Here is a 13,786-nt window from a genome sequence, read left to right as displayed (position 1 = left end):
GTCCGCCGCCGCGACGCGCGTGCCGACCTTGCCGTCCTGCAAGGCCCAGCTGCGCACCGCGAATTCCAGCCGCGCGTCAAAGGCACCAGACAGAAAACACGCCAGAACGTTCAGCATCCCCTCAGCCAAAAGAAAGGTCGGATGCCACCCCGGATCCTGAAAGGCCCAATCAGGACAGGCGACACATAACCCCCTCCTGAAGGGCGGGAACGTCAGCGACTCAGCTCACCAACATAACGACCTCGGCAGCCCCGCCCCTCACCCTGCGAGCAATGCTGCGTTGCCGCCCGCTGCGGTGGTATCGACGCAAAGGTGGCGCTCATGCGCGATGTGGGCGAGGTCGGGCATGGCGGTGATCAGCTGCACGATTTCACCCTCGCGCGCCGCCAGCGCCTGGGCATGGGCGCGGCCCTGCGCCTCGTCGCCCCACCAGAGCACAGTGGAAAGCTGCGGCAGACGGGTCAGCGCCTCGGGCGGCAGGGCGCCATCGGCGCCGACGGCCTGGCCGCCGAGCGCCTCGACCGCCACCACCTGCGCCGCAACCGCCTGTTCGCCGGGGCCGAGGCACAGCACCGGCGGGCGGGCATGCGCGGTCAGGCGGTTCAGTTCACCCGTGGGGCCGGGCATCAGGCGCTCGTCGATCTTCTTCGGGGATGCATCGGCCAGCGCGCCGCGCAGCCGCGCCTCGTCGGCCGGGCCCTGCCAGGTGCCGGGCACGGCCAAGGGCGCGGCGGGCGCAAAGAAACGCGGCACATAGCGCGGCCCACCGGCCTTGGGGCCGGTGCCCGACAGCCCCTCGCCGCCGAAGGGCTGGCTGCCCACCACGGCGCCGATCTGGTTGCGGTTCACGTAGATATTGCCGACATGGATGGCGTCCGAAACCTCCTGCACGCGCGAGTCGATGCGGGTATGCAGCCCGAAGGTCAGGCCGAAGCCGCGGGCGTTGATGTCGGCGATCACCTGGTCCAGCTGGTCGCCGCGGAAGGTGGCGACATGCAGGATCGGGCCGAAGATCTCGCGCTCCAGATCCGCGATGCCCGACACTTTCAGCATGGTCGGCGGGATGAACCAGCCGCGCGAGGGGGCCGCCAGCTTGTGCAGCACGCGATTTGCATTGGCGGCGATGTAATCGGCGATTTCCTTTTGCGCGCCGGGGTCGATCACCGGGCCGACATCGGTGGTCAGATCCCAAGGGTCGCCGACGCGCAGCTCGTCCATGGCGCCCTTGATCATCTCGACCAGATGCGGCGCCACGTCCTCTTGCACATAGAGGCAGCGCAGCGCCGAGCAGCGCTGGCCGGCCGAGCGGAAGGCCGAGTTCACGATGTCGCGCACCGCCTGTTCCGGCAGCGCGGTGGAATCGACGATCATCGCGTTCAGCCCGCCGGTCTCGGCGATCAGCGGCGTGCCGGGCGCCAGGTTCGCAGCCATGGTCCGCGCGATGGTCTGCGCGGTCCCGGTCGAGCCGGTAAAGACCAGCCCCGAGACGCGCGGATCCGAGCTCAGCGCCGTGCCGACCACGCGGCCAGCGCCCGGCAGCAGTTGCAGCGCGGCTTTCGGAACGCCCGCCTGATGCAGCAGGCCGATGGCATAGGCGGCGATGACGGGGGTGGGCTCGGCCGGCTTGGCGATCACCGCATTGCCGGCCATCAGCGCCGCCGCGATCTGGCCGGTAAAGATTGCCAGCGGGAAGTTCCACGGGCTGATCGCGCCGACAATGCCGCGCGGGGCGCCGGGGCTGGCCTCACCCTCGGCGGCGTAATAGCGCAGGAAGTCCACCGCCTCGCGCAGTTCCGCCACCGCATCGGCCAGCGACTTGCCGGCCTCGCGGCCGAGGATGCCGAAGATCGGGCCGTAATGGTCTTCGTAAAGATCGGCGGCACGGCGCAGCACCGCGGCACGCTCGGCCGCCGATGCGTCCCAGATGAGCGCGTCCGCGATGGCGCGGGCGGCAGTATCCGCATCGACCATCATCACCCGGGCGATCTTCTCGCCCGTCGCGGGGTTCAGCACGTCCTGCATCTTGCCGGTCGGCTCGGAAACGGTCAGCGGCATCGCATCCGGGATCGCCACGTCGCGGGCGGCGTAGATGCGGGCCAGAGTCTCTTCGTCGGTCAGATCAAACCCGGCCGAGTTCCGGCGCGAGGTGCCGAACAGCGCATCCGGCGTGATCAGGCCCAAGGGCGGGCGCGCCTCGGCCAGCGCCGCGAAGGGATCGCGGGCGACCTCCTCGGGCGAGACGGATTCGTCCACGATCTGATGCACGAAGCTGCTGTTGGCGCCGTTCTCCAGCAGCCGCCGGACCAGATAGGCCAGCAGGTCGCGATGCGCGCCGACGGGCGCATAGATGCGACAGCGGCCATTATGGTCGCGCAGCACGATATCGTGCAGTCGCTCGCCCATGCCGTGCAGGCGCTGGAATTCGAAGCGGGTCTCGCCCGCCATCTCCAGGATCGCCGCGACGGTCTGGGCGTTATGGGTGGCGAATTGCGGATAGATGCGGTCGGCGTAGCCGATCAGCTTGCGGGCATTGGCGATATAGCTGACATCGGTCGCGACCTTGCTGGTGAACAGCGGAAAGCCCGGAAAGCCCTCGACCTGCGCCCGCTTGATCTCGGTATCCCAATAGGCGCCCTTGACCAGCCGCACCATGATCCGGCGGTCCAGCCGCGTGGCAGTTTCGTAAAGCCAGTCGATCACCTGCCCGGCGCGCTTGCCATAGGCCTGCACCACGACGCCGAACCCGTCCCAGCCGGCCAGCGAGGGGTCCGACAGCACCGCCTCGATCACCTTAAGCGACAGCACCAGCCGGTCCTGTTCCTCGGCGTCGATATTCATGCCCATGCCGGCCGCCTTGGCCTGGCGCGCCAGCTTCAGCACCACCGGCACCAGTTCGGTCATGACGCGGGATTCCTGCGCCACCTCATAGCGCGGATGCAGGGCGGACAGCTTGATCGAGATGCCGGGATTGTCCTCGACCGAGCCCCTGGTGCAGGCTTTCGCGATCGCCGCGATGGCATCGGAATAGGCGCGGTCGTAGCGCGCGGCGTCGGCCCCGGTCATCGCCGCCTCGCCCAGCATGTCGTAGCTGTAGGTAAAGCCCTGCGCCTCGCGTTTGGCCGCGCGTTCCAGCGCCGCCTCGATGGTCTGGCCCAGCACGAATTGCCGGCCCATCTCCTTCATCGCACGGCCGACGGCGGTGCGGATCACCGGCTCGCCCAGCCGGCGCACGGCGCGGCGCAGTGTGCCGGCGATCCCGGCCTGGTCGTCGTCCAGCACCTTGCCGGTCAGCATCAGGGCCCAGGTCGAGGCATTGACCAGCGACGAGGACGCCTCGCCCAGATGCTTGCCCCAGTCCGAGGGCGCGATCTTGTCCTCGATCAGCGCGTCGATGGTCATGCGGTCGGGCACGCGCAGCATCGCCTCGGCCAGGCACATCAGCGCCACCCCCTCGCGCGTGGACAGCCCGTATTCGGCCAGGAAATGCTCCATCATCGTCGGCTTCGCCTCGTCGCGGATGCGGCGCACCAGATCGGCGGCCCGGCGCGTGATCGCGGCACGCTGCGCGTCGTCCAACCCCGCCTGCGCCACCAACCCGCCGAGCAGCTCTGCCTCGTCGGCGAATTTCGCCTGCGCGGAAAACACGTCCGAACGCACGGTGGGGTTGACACGATTCATGCCGATCTCCTTATTCGATGCGACAGTATTATCAGATGCCGGCTAGGCGGTGCGCCTGAAGATGCGCCACGCTCTAGGCCGATAGAACAAATTCGAGGCGATTTTCAGAATGGACCTGAACCTGGATACGCAGGACCGCAAGATCCTGGCGGAACTGACCGAGAACGCACGCATCCCCATCGCCGAACTGGCGCGGCGGGTCGGGCTGTCCAAGACCCCGGTGGCGCTGCGCATCAAGCACCTGGAAGAGATCGGCCTGATCACCGGCTATCGCGCCATCCTGTCGCCCTTGAAGCTGGGCCTGACCCATGTGACCTATGTCGAGGTCAGCATGAACGACACCCGCGAACATGCGCTGCAACAGTTCAACGCCGCCGTCCGCGCCATCCCCGAGGTCGAGGAATGCTACATGATCGCCGGCAGCTGCGACTACCTGATGAAGGTCCGTTCGCGCGACATGGCCGATTTCCGCCGCATCCTGGCCGAGAAGATCTCGGTCCTGCCCCATGTCAGCAACACATCAAGCCACGTCTCCATGGAGGCCGTCGTCGAGCAGAACTGGACCGCGATCTAGCCGAGCGCAGCCAGCCCGTCGCGCTGGAGGCGGTCGATCAGCGCCAGTTCCTCGGCGTTCAGCGCGATGCCCTCGGCTTCGGAGCGCGCGCGGGCGGCAAGGCGGCGCTGGCCGGGCAGGCGCGCACCCTGCCCCAGGATGGCGTCGAACAGCGCTTCGGCCCGCGCCAGCGGATCGCCCGGCCGGCCGGCGGCAAAGCGCGCGGGCGAAAAGGCCAGGATCAACTTGCCATGTTTCGGCGCCAGGTCGAGCGTGCCCAGTTCCGCAAGCGCGCCCTGGCTGGTCAGGTCGCCGATCATCACCCCGGCCAGAAGCTCGACCATGGTCGAGATGGCCGATCCCTTGTGCCCGCCAAAGGGCAGCATGGCGCCCGAGAGCGCCGCCTCCGCGTCGGTGGTGGGGGCGCCTTCGGCATCCAGCGCCCAGCCCTCGGGCAAGGGCTCGCCGGCCCGCGCCAGCAACTCGATCTCGCCCCGCGCGACGCAGGAGGTGGCGAAGTCGAAGACATAGGGCGCGGCCCCCGACCGCGGCCAGCCGAAGGCGATGGGATTGGTGCCCAGAAGCGGCTGCGTGCCGCCCGCCGGCGCGACCACGGCATAGCTGGGGCACATGGCGAGCCCGGCAAGGCCGCGCGACGCCACCGCCTCGACCTCGGGCCAGAGCGCCGAGAAATGCACGCAATCGTTGATGACCAACGCCGCGAGCCCCAGCTTTTCGGCACGGCCCGCCAGCGCCGGCAGGCCCAGTTCGAAGGCCGCGGGCGAAAAGCCGCCATCCGCCGCGACCCGGATCACCGCGCTGCCCTCGTCGATCAGTTCGGGCCGCGCCCCGGACGAAACCTTGCCGGCCGCCAGCGTGCGCAGGCAGCCCTCGATGCGATAGATGCCGTGCGATTTGGCGCCGTCGCGCTCGGCGGCAGTGATGATGCGGGCGATGGCGTCGGCCTGCTGCGCGTTGAAGCCCGCGCGCATGAAGATCGACTCGACCATCCGGCCAAGCTCGGCCACCGACACCATCGTCACATCATCCATACGCCCGTCCCTTGTCTGGTGCCGGCCAGAAAACCGGATTTTCCGGCAAGGGGCAAGCGTTCAGGGCCGGGCCGCGTCCCAAAGCGCGGCATCCCGGGCCAGCATCCGCGCCTCAGCCAGCGTTGCGGTGATCGCCTTACCGGCCCGGCCGCAATCGTCTTTCTGTGGCGCGGCCGCGAAGCCTCGGCTAAAGCGGCGGAAAAGGGGGGCGCATGGACTTCAAATGGCTTGAGGACTTCCTGGTGCTGGCCGAGACGCACAGCTTCTCGCGCTCGGCCGAGCTGCGCGGCGTCACGCAAAGCGCCTTCAGCCGCCGCATCCGCGCGCTGGAGGAATGGCTGGGCACCGACCTTCTGTCACGCGACAGCTATCCGGTAACCCTGACCCCCGAAGGCGTGCTGTTCCGCGAAACGGCCGAGGAAGCCGTGCGCATGATCAACGCCCGCCGCGCCGAGTTCCGCGACCATGCCCGCAGCCGGGGCGGAGAGATCTCCTTCCTGGCGCTGCACAGCCTGACCGTGACCTTCCTGCCGGGCTGGCTGATGCGGCTGAAGGCGGCGGCGGGCCAGATGACCAGCCGCGTCAAGCCCGAGAACTTCGACCGCTGCATCGAGGCGCTGACCGAGGGCGGCTACGACTTCTTCCTGACTTATGCCCATCCGCAGGTGAACATCCCGCTGGACCCCTCGGGCTATCCGCATCTGGTGGTCGGCCATGACAGCCTGGTCGCCGTCGCCCGCCCGGGCTGGCCCGAGGAATGGCTGACCGACGGCATGCCAATGCTGAAATACTCGCGCGGCTCGTTCCTGAACGCCATGGCGCGCATCGCCCTGGCCCAGCCCGGTGCGCCCAAGGTCTATATCGCCCATACCGACGAGGCATCCATGGCCGAGGCGATGAAGAGCATGGCGGTCGCCGGCCACGGCATGGTCTGGCTGCCCCGGCTGCTGGTCGAGGCGGAAATCGAGACCGGCCGGCTGGAGGTCGTTGCCCCCGAATTGCCGATGGAGATCAGGCTTTACCGCAATGCCGCGCGCGGACGCGGCATCACCGGGCGGGTTTGGCAAGCGGCGCGCGAGCTGGGCGAAGGTTATGCAAAACCGGAATAACCCAGCGCGACTTGGCATTGGAAAATACGCGCAATCCTGCCTAAATCTTTGACACACGGGGCAGGCCAATGCCCTATCATCGCAACAGATTCCGACAGAATGCGCATCGCGCCAGCACCGTCCCCGGGGGCGGGCCTGTGCGCCTGCGCCCGAGGTGACCATGAACAAGACCCGTATCGAACACGACCTGCTTGGCGACCGCGAGGTGCCGGCGGATGCCTATTGGGGCGTCCACACCCTGCGCGCCGTCGAGAATTTCCCGATCTCGGGCCGGCCCATCGGTGAAATTCCCGAACTGATCCGCGCCTTGGCCGCGATCAAGCAGGCCGCGGCGCTGGCGAATGCCGATCTGGGGCTGCTCTCGGCCGAGCGCCGCGACGCCATCGTCGCCGCCTGCGAGGAGATCCGGGCGGGCAAGCTGCACGAGCAGTTCGTGGTCGACCAGATCCAGGGCGGCGCCGGCACCTCGACCAACATGAACGCCAACGAGGTGATCGCCAACCGGGCGCTGGAGCTGATGGGCCACGCCAAGGGCGAATACCAATACCTGCACCCCAACGAGCATGTGAACCTGAGCCAGTCGACCAACGACGTCTATCCGACCGCGCTGCGGCTGGCCTCGTGGCGGGGCTTGCAGAACGTGATCGCGGCGCTGGCCTCGCTGCGCGGCGCCTTTGCCGAGAAGGGCGGCGAGTTCGCCGAGATCCTGAAGATGGGCCGCACCCAGCTGCAAGAGGCGGTGCCGATGACGCTGGGCCAGGAATTCAACGCCTTCGCCATCACCATCGGCGAGGACGAGGTGCGGCTGGCCGAGGCCGCCAGCCTGATCTGCGAGATCAACCTGGGCGCCACCGCCATCGGCACCGGCATCACCACCCACCCCGAATATGCCGAGCGGGTGCGGGCGCGGCTGGCCGAGATCACCGTGATCCCGGTCGTCACCGCCCCCGACCTGGTCGAGGCGACGCAGGATTGCGGCGCCTTCGTGCAGGTGTCGGGCGTGCTGAAGCGGGTGGCAGTGAAGCTGTCGAAGATCTGCAACGACCTGCGGCTTTTGTCCTCGGGTCCGCGAGCCGGCCTGAACGAGATCAACCTGCCCGCGAAACAGGCCGGCTCCTCGATCATGCCGGGCAAGGTGAATCCGGTCATCCCCGAAGTGGTGAACCAGGTCTGCTTCGAGGTGATCGGCAACGACATGACCATCACCATGGCCGCCGAGGGCGGGCAGTTGCAGCTGAACGCCTTCGAGCCGGTGATCGCCTACAGCATGTTCCGTTCGGTCAGCCACCTGATCGCGGCCTGCGACACGCTGGAGCACAATTGCGTGCGCGGCATCACCGCGAATCGCGACGTGCTCAAGGAAACCGTGCGCCGCTCGATCGGCATCGTCACGGCGCTGAATCCCTATATCGGCTATGCCGCCGCAACCGAGGTCGCGACCGAGGCGCATCTGACCGGCCGCGGCGTCTATGAGCTGGTGCTGGAAAAAGGCTTGCTGCCGAAGGAACGGCTGGACGCCATCCTGCGCCCCGAAAGCCTGACCAGGCCGCAGCTTTTCGTCAACTGAGGCGGGACAAGGCTCCCCTGCCCCGGCCTGCCAAGCGCTGGCCGGGGTTCGGGCCGATCAACGCAGCCCTTCGCAGAACGCCCTGATACGCGCGCAGGCATCCGCCAGCACCGCGTCCGAGGTGGCGTAGGAGATGCGGAAATGCGGCGACAGCCCGAAGGCTGCGCCAAAGACCACGGCCACCCCGGTCTCGTTCAACAGCGCGGTGGCGAAGGCCTCGTCGTCGGCGATCGCCGCCCCGCCGGCCGAGGTCTTGCCGATCAGCGCCGAAATCGAGGGATAGACATAGAAAGCGCCCTGCGGCACCGGACAGTCGATGCCCGGGCAGGCGTTCAGCCCCTCGACCACCAGGTCGCGGCGGCGCTGGAAGACGGCGCGGCTTTCCTGGATATAGTCCTGCGGCCCCTGCAACGCGGCCAGCGCGGCATATTGGCTGATCGAGCAGGGATTCGAGGTCGATTGCGATTGCAGCTTGGCCATGGCGCGGATCAGCGCCTCGGGTCCGGCGCCATAGCCGATCCGCCAGCCGGTCATGGCATAGGCCTTGCTGACGCCGTTCATGGTCAGCGTGCGCGATTTCAGCCCCGGCTCGACCTGCGCCGGCGTGACGAAGCGGAAATCGTCAAAGACCAGATGCTCATAGATGTCGTCCGACAGCACCCAGACATGCGGGTGGCGCATCAGCACCTCGGTCAGCCCGCGCATATGCTCTTCGCCATAGCCCGCGCCCGTGGGGTTCGAGGGCGAATTCAGGATCACCCATTTCGTCCGGGGCGTGATCGCCGCCTCCAGCTGCTCGGGGGTGATGCGATAGCCGTTGGCCATGGCGCCCTCGATCACCACGGGCGTGCCGCCGGCCAGCAGCACCATGTCCGGGTAGCTGACCCAATAGGGTGCCGGGATGATCACCTCGTCGCCCGGGTTCAGCGTCGCCATCAGCGCGTTGTAGAGGATCTGCTTGCCGCCGGTGCCGACCGTCACCTGCGCCGGGCCGTAGTCCAGCCCGTTTTCCTGCGCGAACTTGTCGCAGATGACGCGTTTCAGTTCGGGGATGCCGTCCACCGCGGTATAGCGGGTATGGCCGGCATCGATGGCAGCCTTGGCGGCCTCGCGGATATGCGCGGGCGTGTCGAAATCGGGCTCGCCGGCGGACAGGCTGATGATGTCCCGGCCCTCGGCGGCAAGCTCGCGGGCGCGGCCGGTGATGGCGATGGTGGGCGAGGGTTTGACGCGGGCGAGCGTCTGCGACAAAAAGCTCATCGAATTCATCCTGCGGCTGGCCGTCCCGTCATAGGGGCACCACCGCGGACAGGCAAGCCGGGGGCAAGCGTGGACGAGAAAGAGACGAGGCTGAAGCGGCTGCGGATGCGCAGCTGGCGGCGGGGCACCAAGGAGATGGACCTGATCCTGGGCCCCTTCTCGGACAGCGAGCTGGAACGGCTGACCGAGGCCGAGCTGGACCTTTACGAGGCCCTGCTGACCGAAAACGACCAGGATCTGTATCCCTGGATCACCGCCCGGCTGGGCGATGCACGCCCGGGACCCCAGGCCCTGCTGCCCATCCTGGACCGCGTGGCATCCTTTGCCCACGCCCGTCTGGCCCGGAAATAGGCGTAATTTTAGGAAATTGCGGGCGGATTAACCGAAGATTGGGAAATCTGCGGCATGGTGGCGGAAACGAGGCGACGAACGGAACCCGCACATGCAACAGCGCAGCTCTGCCCAAACGGTGCCCGCCCTGCGGCCCCCGCCGCCGCAGACCGACCGGACCGAGGCTTATCTGGAAAGCCTGCAGATACTAGAGCGACTGCACCGGCTGCTGCTGGATCTGGTCAAGGACGAGTTCGAGCGGCTGGGCCGATCCGACCTGACGCCGGTGCAGGCGCTGCTGATCTATAACCTCGGCACGTCCGAGGTGACGGCGGGCGAGTTGCGGTCGCGCGGCATGTATCAGGGCTCGAACGTGTCCTACAATCTCAAGAAACTGGTCGAGCTGGGCTATGTCCACCACGAACGCTGCGACATGGACCGCCGCGCCGTCCGGGTGCGGCTGACGCAGGCGGGGCAAGAGGTGCGCGACTGCGTGGCGCAGCTGTTCGCCCGGCATGCCGAGGGGCTGGATCTGTCGGGCGTGCTGGACGACCCGCCGATCGAGGCGGTGAACCTGCAATGGCGCCGGGTCGAGCGGTTCTGGGCCGAGCAGATCCGCTATATCTATTGAACCCGCCAGATCGCGCCGGAGGGGCCGCTGCGCCATGATGCCCGTGCCGCGGTGCGACGGCCCAAGGGCATGTCCCGCTTCGCCGGCCCGACCGGAACCGGCAAGCCATGTCTTGCGGCGGCGCGGATCGGCGCGCGAAGGACCGCGCCATTCCCGCGGTCGGCCATCCGGCCCTTCGCCTACCAGTGGCCGGTGTTCTCCATGCTGGCCCAGGGCTCTTGCGGCGGCAGGTGCTCGCCCTCTTGCAGCAGCTCGATCGAGACGTTGTCGGGGCTGCGGACAAAGGCCATGTGCCCGTCGCGCGGCGGCCGGTTGATGGTCACGCCGGCATCCATCAGCTTCTGGCACATCTCGTAGATATTCTCGACCCGATAGGCGAGATGACCAAAATGCCGGCTGTCCGAGGGCAGGCCGTCGTCGCCGTCCCAGTTCCAGGTCAGCTCGACCGGGCATTCGTGCTGGCCGGGCGGCGCCATGAAAACCAGGGTAAAGCGCCCCTTCTCATTGTCGATTCGCCGGATCTCCTCAAGACCCAGCAGGCGAAAGAAGGCCATCGTGCTTTCAAGGTCGAGCACGCGCACCATGGTATGCAGATAGCGGATCTTCATCGTTTCTCTTTCCTGTTTTCCGGCCGCTCCGGGCCTGTTTGCGGGTTCAGACTGGCATCTCGCCGGATCAACCGCAACGCGCGGCAAACGGTTGCACCCGGAACGCTCATACAGCCGGTTGATTGAAACCCGCGCAGGTGCCACAAGATATGGCCATACCATCCGAGGATTCCGCCATGCCCATCACCCCCGAACAACAGGCCCAGATCGACGAGCAGCGCGCCGACCCGCGCCCCACCCTGCGCGCCGTCTCCGAGGGGATGGAGCGGCACCTCTACCGGGCGCATGAAGTGCTGGACCACGGGCTGGTCCGGGTCATCGACTACATGGGCGACGATGCGGCGATCACCCAGGCCGCGCGCGTGAGCTATGGCCGCGGCACGAAATCGGTCAGCAACGACGAGGGGCTGATCCGCTATCTGATGCGGCACTGGCACTCGACCCCCTTCGAGATGTGCGAGGTCAAGTTCCACGTCAAGCTGCCGGTCTTCGTCGCCCGGCAATGGATCCGCCACCGCACCGCCAACGTGAACGAATATTCGGCGCGCTATTCGATCCTGGACCGCGAATTCTACATCCCTGCCCCCGAGCATCTTGCCGCGCAATCGACGGTGAACAACCAGGGCCGCGGCCAGGTGCTGGAAGGCGACGAGGCGGCCCGCGTCCTGGACCTGCTGCGCGAGGACGCGATGCGCAGCTACGACCATTACGAGCAGATGCTGAGCCAGGAGGGCCAGCAGGGCCTGGCCCGCGAACTGGCGCGCATGAACCTGCCGGCCAATATCTATACGCAGTGGTATTGGAAGGTGGACCTGCACAACCTGTTCCACTTCCTGCGCCTGCGCGCCGATGCCCATGCGCAATACGAGATCCGCGCCTATGCCGAGACCATGTGCGGCATCGTCCGCGACTGGGTGCCCTTCGCCTATGCCGCCTTCGAGGATTACCGGCTGGGCGGGGTGCAGCTTTCGGCGAAAGGCGTCGAGGCGCTGAAGCGCCGCCTGTCGGGCGAGGTGGTCACGCAGGAAAACAGCGGCATGAGCAAGGGCGAATGGCGCGAGTTCGAGGCGGTCTGGGGCTGAGCAAAGGATTTTCAAGATTTTCTTGCGACACCCTTAACACATTGCGCGTTGACGTTACGTCACCCAACGCCTCCCCTGTCGGAACCCAAACCCCCGACAAAGGACAGCGAACAGGATGAACGCGACAATTCGGCTGGCCCTGGCCGCCTCGCTGCTGGCGGCCGGCGCAAGCCATGCGCAGGACGGCGAGCTTTCGATCGCCATGCTCATTCCGGGCAAGATCGACGACAACGGTTTCATGGAGGCCGGCTATAACGGCCTTCTGAAGATCGAAAAGCAGTTCGGCGCGAAGATCGCCTATACCGATCAGGTGCAGCCGGAACAGGACAAGCTGGAAGAGGCGCTGCGCGCCCTGGCCCGGCAGACCCCCGACATGGTGATCGCCCATGGCGGCCAGAACAACGAGGCCGCCAAGACCGTCGCGGCCGAATTCCCCGACATCCCCTTCGTCGTGGTGCAAGGCGGCGTGACCGGGCCGAACCTGTCGAGCTATGAGGTGCTGCAGGAACACAGCGCCTGGCTTGGCGGCGCGGCCGCAGGACTGCTGACGCAATCCGGCGTGGTCGGCCATATCTCGGGCATCCGGGTGACGCCGGGCCTCAAGGGCCGCGGCGGGTTCTACCACGGGCTGATGCACACCAGGCCCGACGCGACGTTCCTGACGATCTTTGCCGGCAACCAGGACGACACCGAACTGGCCGCGCGGGTGGCAAAGGCCGAAACGGACCAGGGCGCCGACATCATCTTCACCATGCTGAACGCAGGCCGCCAGGGCGCCACCGACGCCATGCGCGAGGCGGGCACGAAACAGATCGGCAATGTCATCGACTGGACCAAGGTCGAGCCGGACGTCTTCATCGCCTCGGCCATCGCCGATGTCAGCATTCCCAGCGTGCAGGCGGTGCAGGACCTGGTGGACGGCACATGGAAGCCGGAGACCGTCAAGCATATCGGGCTGGAAAACCCCGAAGCGGTCTCGCTGACCCTCTCCGACAGCGTTCCGGCCGAGATCCGCGACCGCATCGACGCCCTGCGCGAGCAGATCGTGACCGGAGAGATCGAGGTCTCGACCGAATATTCCGGCCCGGAACTGGAGATGTGACCGGCCTGGACCGGGCGGCGCCTAAAGCGCCGTCCACCCCCCGTCCACCGAGATGGTCGTGCCGGTGATCTGCTCCGCCGCCGGCGAGCACAGGAAGACCGCCGTGCCGCCCATCTGCTCGACCGTGGCGAATTGCCCCGAGGGCTGGCGCTGCAGCATGACCTTGGCGATCACGTCCTCGCGGCTCATGTTGTGGGTCTTCATCTGGTCGGGGATCTGCTTTTCCACGATCGGGGTCAGCACATAGCCGGGGCAGATGGCGTTGCAGGTGATCGGCTCCTTCGCGGTCTCCAGCGCCGTCACCTTGGTCAGACCGACGATGCCGTGCTTGGCCGCGACATAGGCCGATTTGTATTCGCTGGCCGTCAGCCCGTGCGCCGAGGCGATGTTGATCACCCGCCCCCAGCCCGCCTTGCGCATCAGGGGCAGCGCCGCCGCCGTGGTGTGAAAGGCGGAACTCAGGTTGATGGCGATGATCGCATCCCATTTCTCGCCCGGGAAATCCGGGATCGGCGCGACATGCTGGATGCCGGCATTGTTCACCAGGATGTCGCAGGCGCCGGCCTTTTCGATCAGGGCGCGGCAGTCGGCACCCTTGGACATGTCGGCCTGGACATAGCGCACCGTGACGCCATGCTCGGCGGCAAGGCTTTCGGCAAGGGCGTGATCCTCGGGCGCGTCGGTAAAGCTGTTCAGCACGAGATCCGCGCCCGCGCGCGCCAGTTCATGCGCGATCCCGAGCCCGATCCCCGAATTGGAGCCTGTCACCACCGCCGTCTTGCCGCTGAGGAATTTCTCGAACATCGCTGCCTCC

At 67.2% G+C, this 13,786-nt stretch carries 12 protein-coding genes; 7 read left to right on the top strand and 5 right to left on the bottom strand.

The genetic code is table 11. From position 1 onward, the window contains the following. Positions 1-258: 258 nt before the first annotated feature. A complete protein-coding gene (gene putA / locus QPR87_RS22370) occupies positions 259-3,678 on the bottom strand; it encodes a bifunctional proline dehydrogenase/L-glutamate gamma-semialdehyde dehydrogenase PutA (protein ID WP_285051425.1) in 3,420 nt (1,139 codons plus the stop codon). A gap of 109 nt (positions 3,679-3,787) precedes the next feature. On the opposite strand from putA, the gene QPR87_RS22365 reads away from it, so the two are divergent. Continuing rightward, on the top strand, positions 3,788-4,252 hold the full coding sequence (locus QPR87_RS22365) for an Lrp/AsnC family transcriptional regulator (RefSeq protein WP_104493720.1): 465 nt from the start codon (positions 3,788-3,790) through the stop codon (positions 4,250-4,252). Here the strand turns inward: QPR87_RS22365 and QPR87_RS22360 are convergent. Next, entirely contained in the window at positions 4,249-5,283 is a 1,035-nt protein-coding gene (locus QPR87_RS22360; RefSeq protein ID WP_285051424.1) for an Ldh family oxidoreductase, read from the bottom strand. The genes QPR87_RS22365 and QPR87_RS22360 overlap by 4 nt on opposite strands. A 212-nt stretch (positions 5,284-5,495) precedes the next feature. Here QPR87_RS22360 and QPR87_RS22355 point away from each other — a divergent pair, with 212 nt between their 5' ends. Then, positions 5,496-6,392, top strand: a complete 897-nt coding sequence (locus QPR87_RS22355) for a LysR family transcriptional regulator (RefSeq protein WP_011747279.1) — start codon at positions 5,496-5,498, stop codon at positions 6,390-6,392. A 160-nt stretch (positions 6,393-6,552) separates the two neighbouring features. Next, positions 6,553-7,959, top strand: a complete 1,407-nt coding sequence (aspA, locus tag QPR87_RS22350; protein ID WP_011747278.1) for an aspartate ammonia-lyase — start codon at positions 6,553-6,555, stop codon at positions 7,957-7,959. Positions 7,960-8,016: 57 nt separating this feature from the next. Here aspA and QPR87_RS22345 read toward each other — a convergent pair whose 3' ends face one another. Next, positions 8,017-9,219 (bottom strand): pyridoxal phosphate-dependent aminotransferase, encoded by a 1,203-nt coding sequence (locus QPR87_RS22345; RefSeq protein WP_285051423.1) that lies wholly within the window; start codon positions 9,217-9,219, stop codon positions 8,017-8,019. A 105-nt stretch (positions 9,220-9,324) separates the two neighbouring features. Between QPR87_RS22345 and QPR87_RS22340 the strand changes: the two genes are divergently transcribed. Both QPR87_RS22340 and QPR87_RS22335 read left to right on the top strand, forming a co-directional pair. Next, positions 9,325-9,570 (top strand): FAD assembly factor SdhE, encoded by a 246-nt coding sequence (locus tag QPR87_RS22340; RefSeq protein ID WP_011747276.1) that lies wholly within the window; start codon positions 9,325-9,327, stop codon positions 9,568-9,570. Positions 9,571-9,661: 91 nt separating this feature from the next. After that, complete coding sequence (locus tag QPR87_RS22335) at positions 9,662-10,180, top strand: MarR family winged helix-turn-helix transcriptional regulator (RefSeq protein ID WP_011747275.1); 519 nt, start codon at positions 9,662-9,664, stop codon at positions 10,178-10,180. Between the two features lie 179 nt (positions 10,181-10,359). On the opposite strand, the gene QPR87_RS22330 is transcribed toward QPR87_RS22335, so the two are convergent. After that, positions 10,360-10,788 (bottom strand): VOC family protein, encoded by a 429-nt coding sequence (locus QPR87_RS22330; RefSeq protein ID WP_011747274.1) that lies wholly within the window; start codon positions 10,786-10,788, stop codon positions 10,360-10,362. Positions 10,789-10,964: 176 nt separating this feature from the next. Between QPR87_RS22330 and thyX the strand changes: the two genes are divergently transcribed. Together thyX and QPR87_RS22320 are read left to right on the top strand one after the other, a co-directional pair. Then, complete coding sequence (gene thyX, locus QPR87_RS22325) at positions 10,965-11,870, top strand: FAD-dependent thymidylate synthase (protein ID WP_285051422.1); 906 nt, start codon at positions 10,965-10,967, stop codon at positions 11,868-11,870. A 115-nt stretch (positions 11,871-11,985) separates the two neighbouring features. Then, positions 11,986-12,972, top strand: coding sequence for a BMP family protein (locus QPR87_RS22320; RefSeq protein WP_285051421.1), 987 nt, complete (start codon positions 11,986-11,988; stop codon positions 12,970-12,972). A 21-nt stretch (positions 12,973-12,993) separates the two neighbouring features. Here QPR87_RS22320 and QPR87_RS22315 read toward each other — a convergent pair whose 3' ends face one another. Next, positions 12,994-13,776, bottom strand: coding sequence for a 3-hydroxybutyrate dehydrogenase (locus QPR87_RS22315; protein ID WP_285051420.1), 783 nt, complete (start codon positions 13,774-13,776; stop codon positions 12,994-12,996). Between the last annotated feature and the right edge of the window lie 10 nt (positions 13,777-13,786).

Origin of the sequence: Paracoccus sp. SSJ, assembly GCF_030234105.1 — a bacterium.
Taxonomy (GTDB): domain Bacteria; phylum Pseudomonadota; class Alphaproteobacteria; order Rhodobacterales; family Rhodobacteraceae; genus Paracoccus; species Paracoccus denitrificans.
Note: the sequence above shows the minus strand (reverse complement) of the source record. Positions and strands in the feature narration are given on the sequence as shown.

What these genes read in the sequence shown, in the direction of transcription:
- putA (WP_285051425.1), bottom strand. Translation starts at nt 3,678, where the DNA reads ATGAATCGTGTCAACCCCACCGTGCGTTCGGACGTGTTTTCCGCGCAG.
- QPR87_RS22365 (WP_104493720.1), top strand. Translation starts at nt 3,788, where the DNA reads ATGGACCTGAACCTGGATACGCAGGACCGCAAGATCCTGGCGGAACTG.
- QPR87_RS22360 (WP_285051424.1), bottom strand. Translation starts at nt 5,283, where the DNA reads ATGGATGATGTGACGATGGTGTCGGTGGCCGAGCTTGGCCGGATGGTC.
- QPR87_RS22355 (WP_011747279.1), top strand. Translation starts at nt 5,496, where the DNA reads ATGGACTTCAAATGGCTTGAGGACTTCCTGGTGCTGGCCGAGACGCAC.
- aspA (WP_011747278.1), top strand. Translation starts at nt 6,553, where the DNA reads ATGAACAAGACCCGTATCGAACACGACCTGCTTGGCGACCGCGAGGTG.
- QPR87_RS22345 (WP_285051423.1), bottom strand. Translation starts at nt 9,219, where the DNA reads ATGAGCTTTTTGTCGCAGACGCTCGCCCGCGTCAAACCCTCGCCCACC.
- QPR87_RS22340 (WP_011747276.1), top strand. Translation starts at nt 9,325, where the DNA reads ATGCGCAGCTGGCGGCGGGGCACCAAGGAGATGGACCTGATCCTGGGC.
- QPR87_RS22335 (WP_011747275.1), top strand. Translation starts at nt 9,662, where the DNA reads ATGCAACAGCGCAGCTCTGCCCAAACGGTGCCCGCCCTGCGGCCCCCG.
- QPR87_RS22330 (WP_011747274.1), bottom strand. Translation starts at nt 10,788, where the DNA reads ATGAAGATCCGCTATCTGCATACCATGGTGCGCGTGCTCGACCTTGAA.
- thyX (WP_285051422.1), top strand. Translation starts at nt 10,965, where the DNA reads ATGCCCATCACCCCCGAACAACAGGCCCAGATCGACGAGCAGCGCGCC.
- QPR87_RS22320 (WP_285051421.1), top strand. Translation starts at nt 11,986, where the DNA reads ATGAACGCGACAATTCGGCTGGCCCTGGCCGCCTCGCTGCTGGCGGCC.
- QPR87_RS22315 (WP_285051420.1), bottom strand. Translation starts at nt 13,776, where the DNA reads ATGTTCGAGAAATTCCTCAGCGGCAAGACGGCGGTGGTGACAGGCTCC.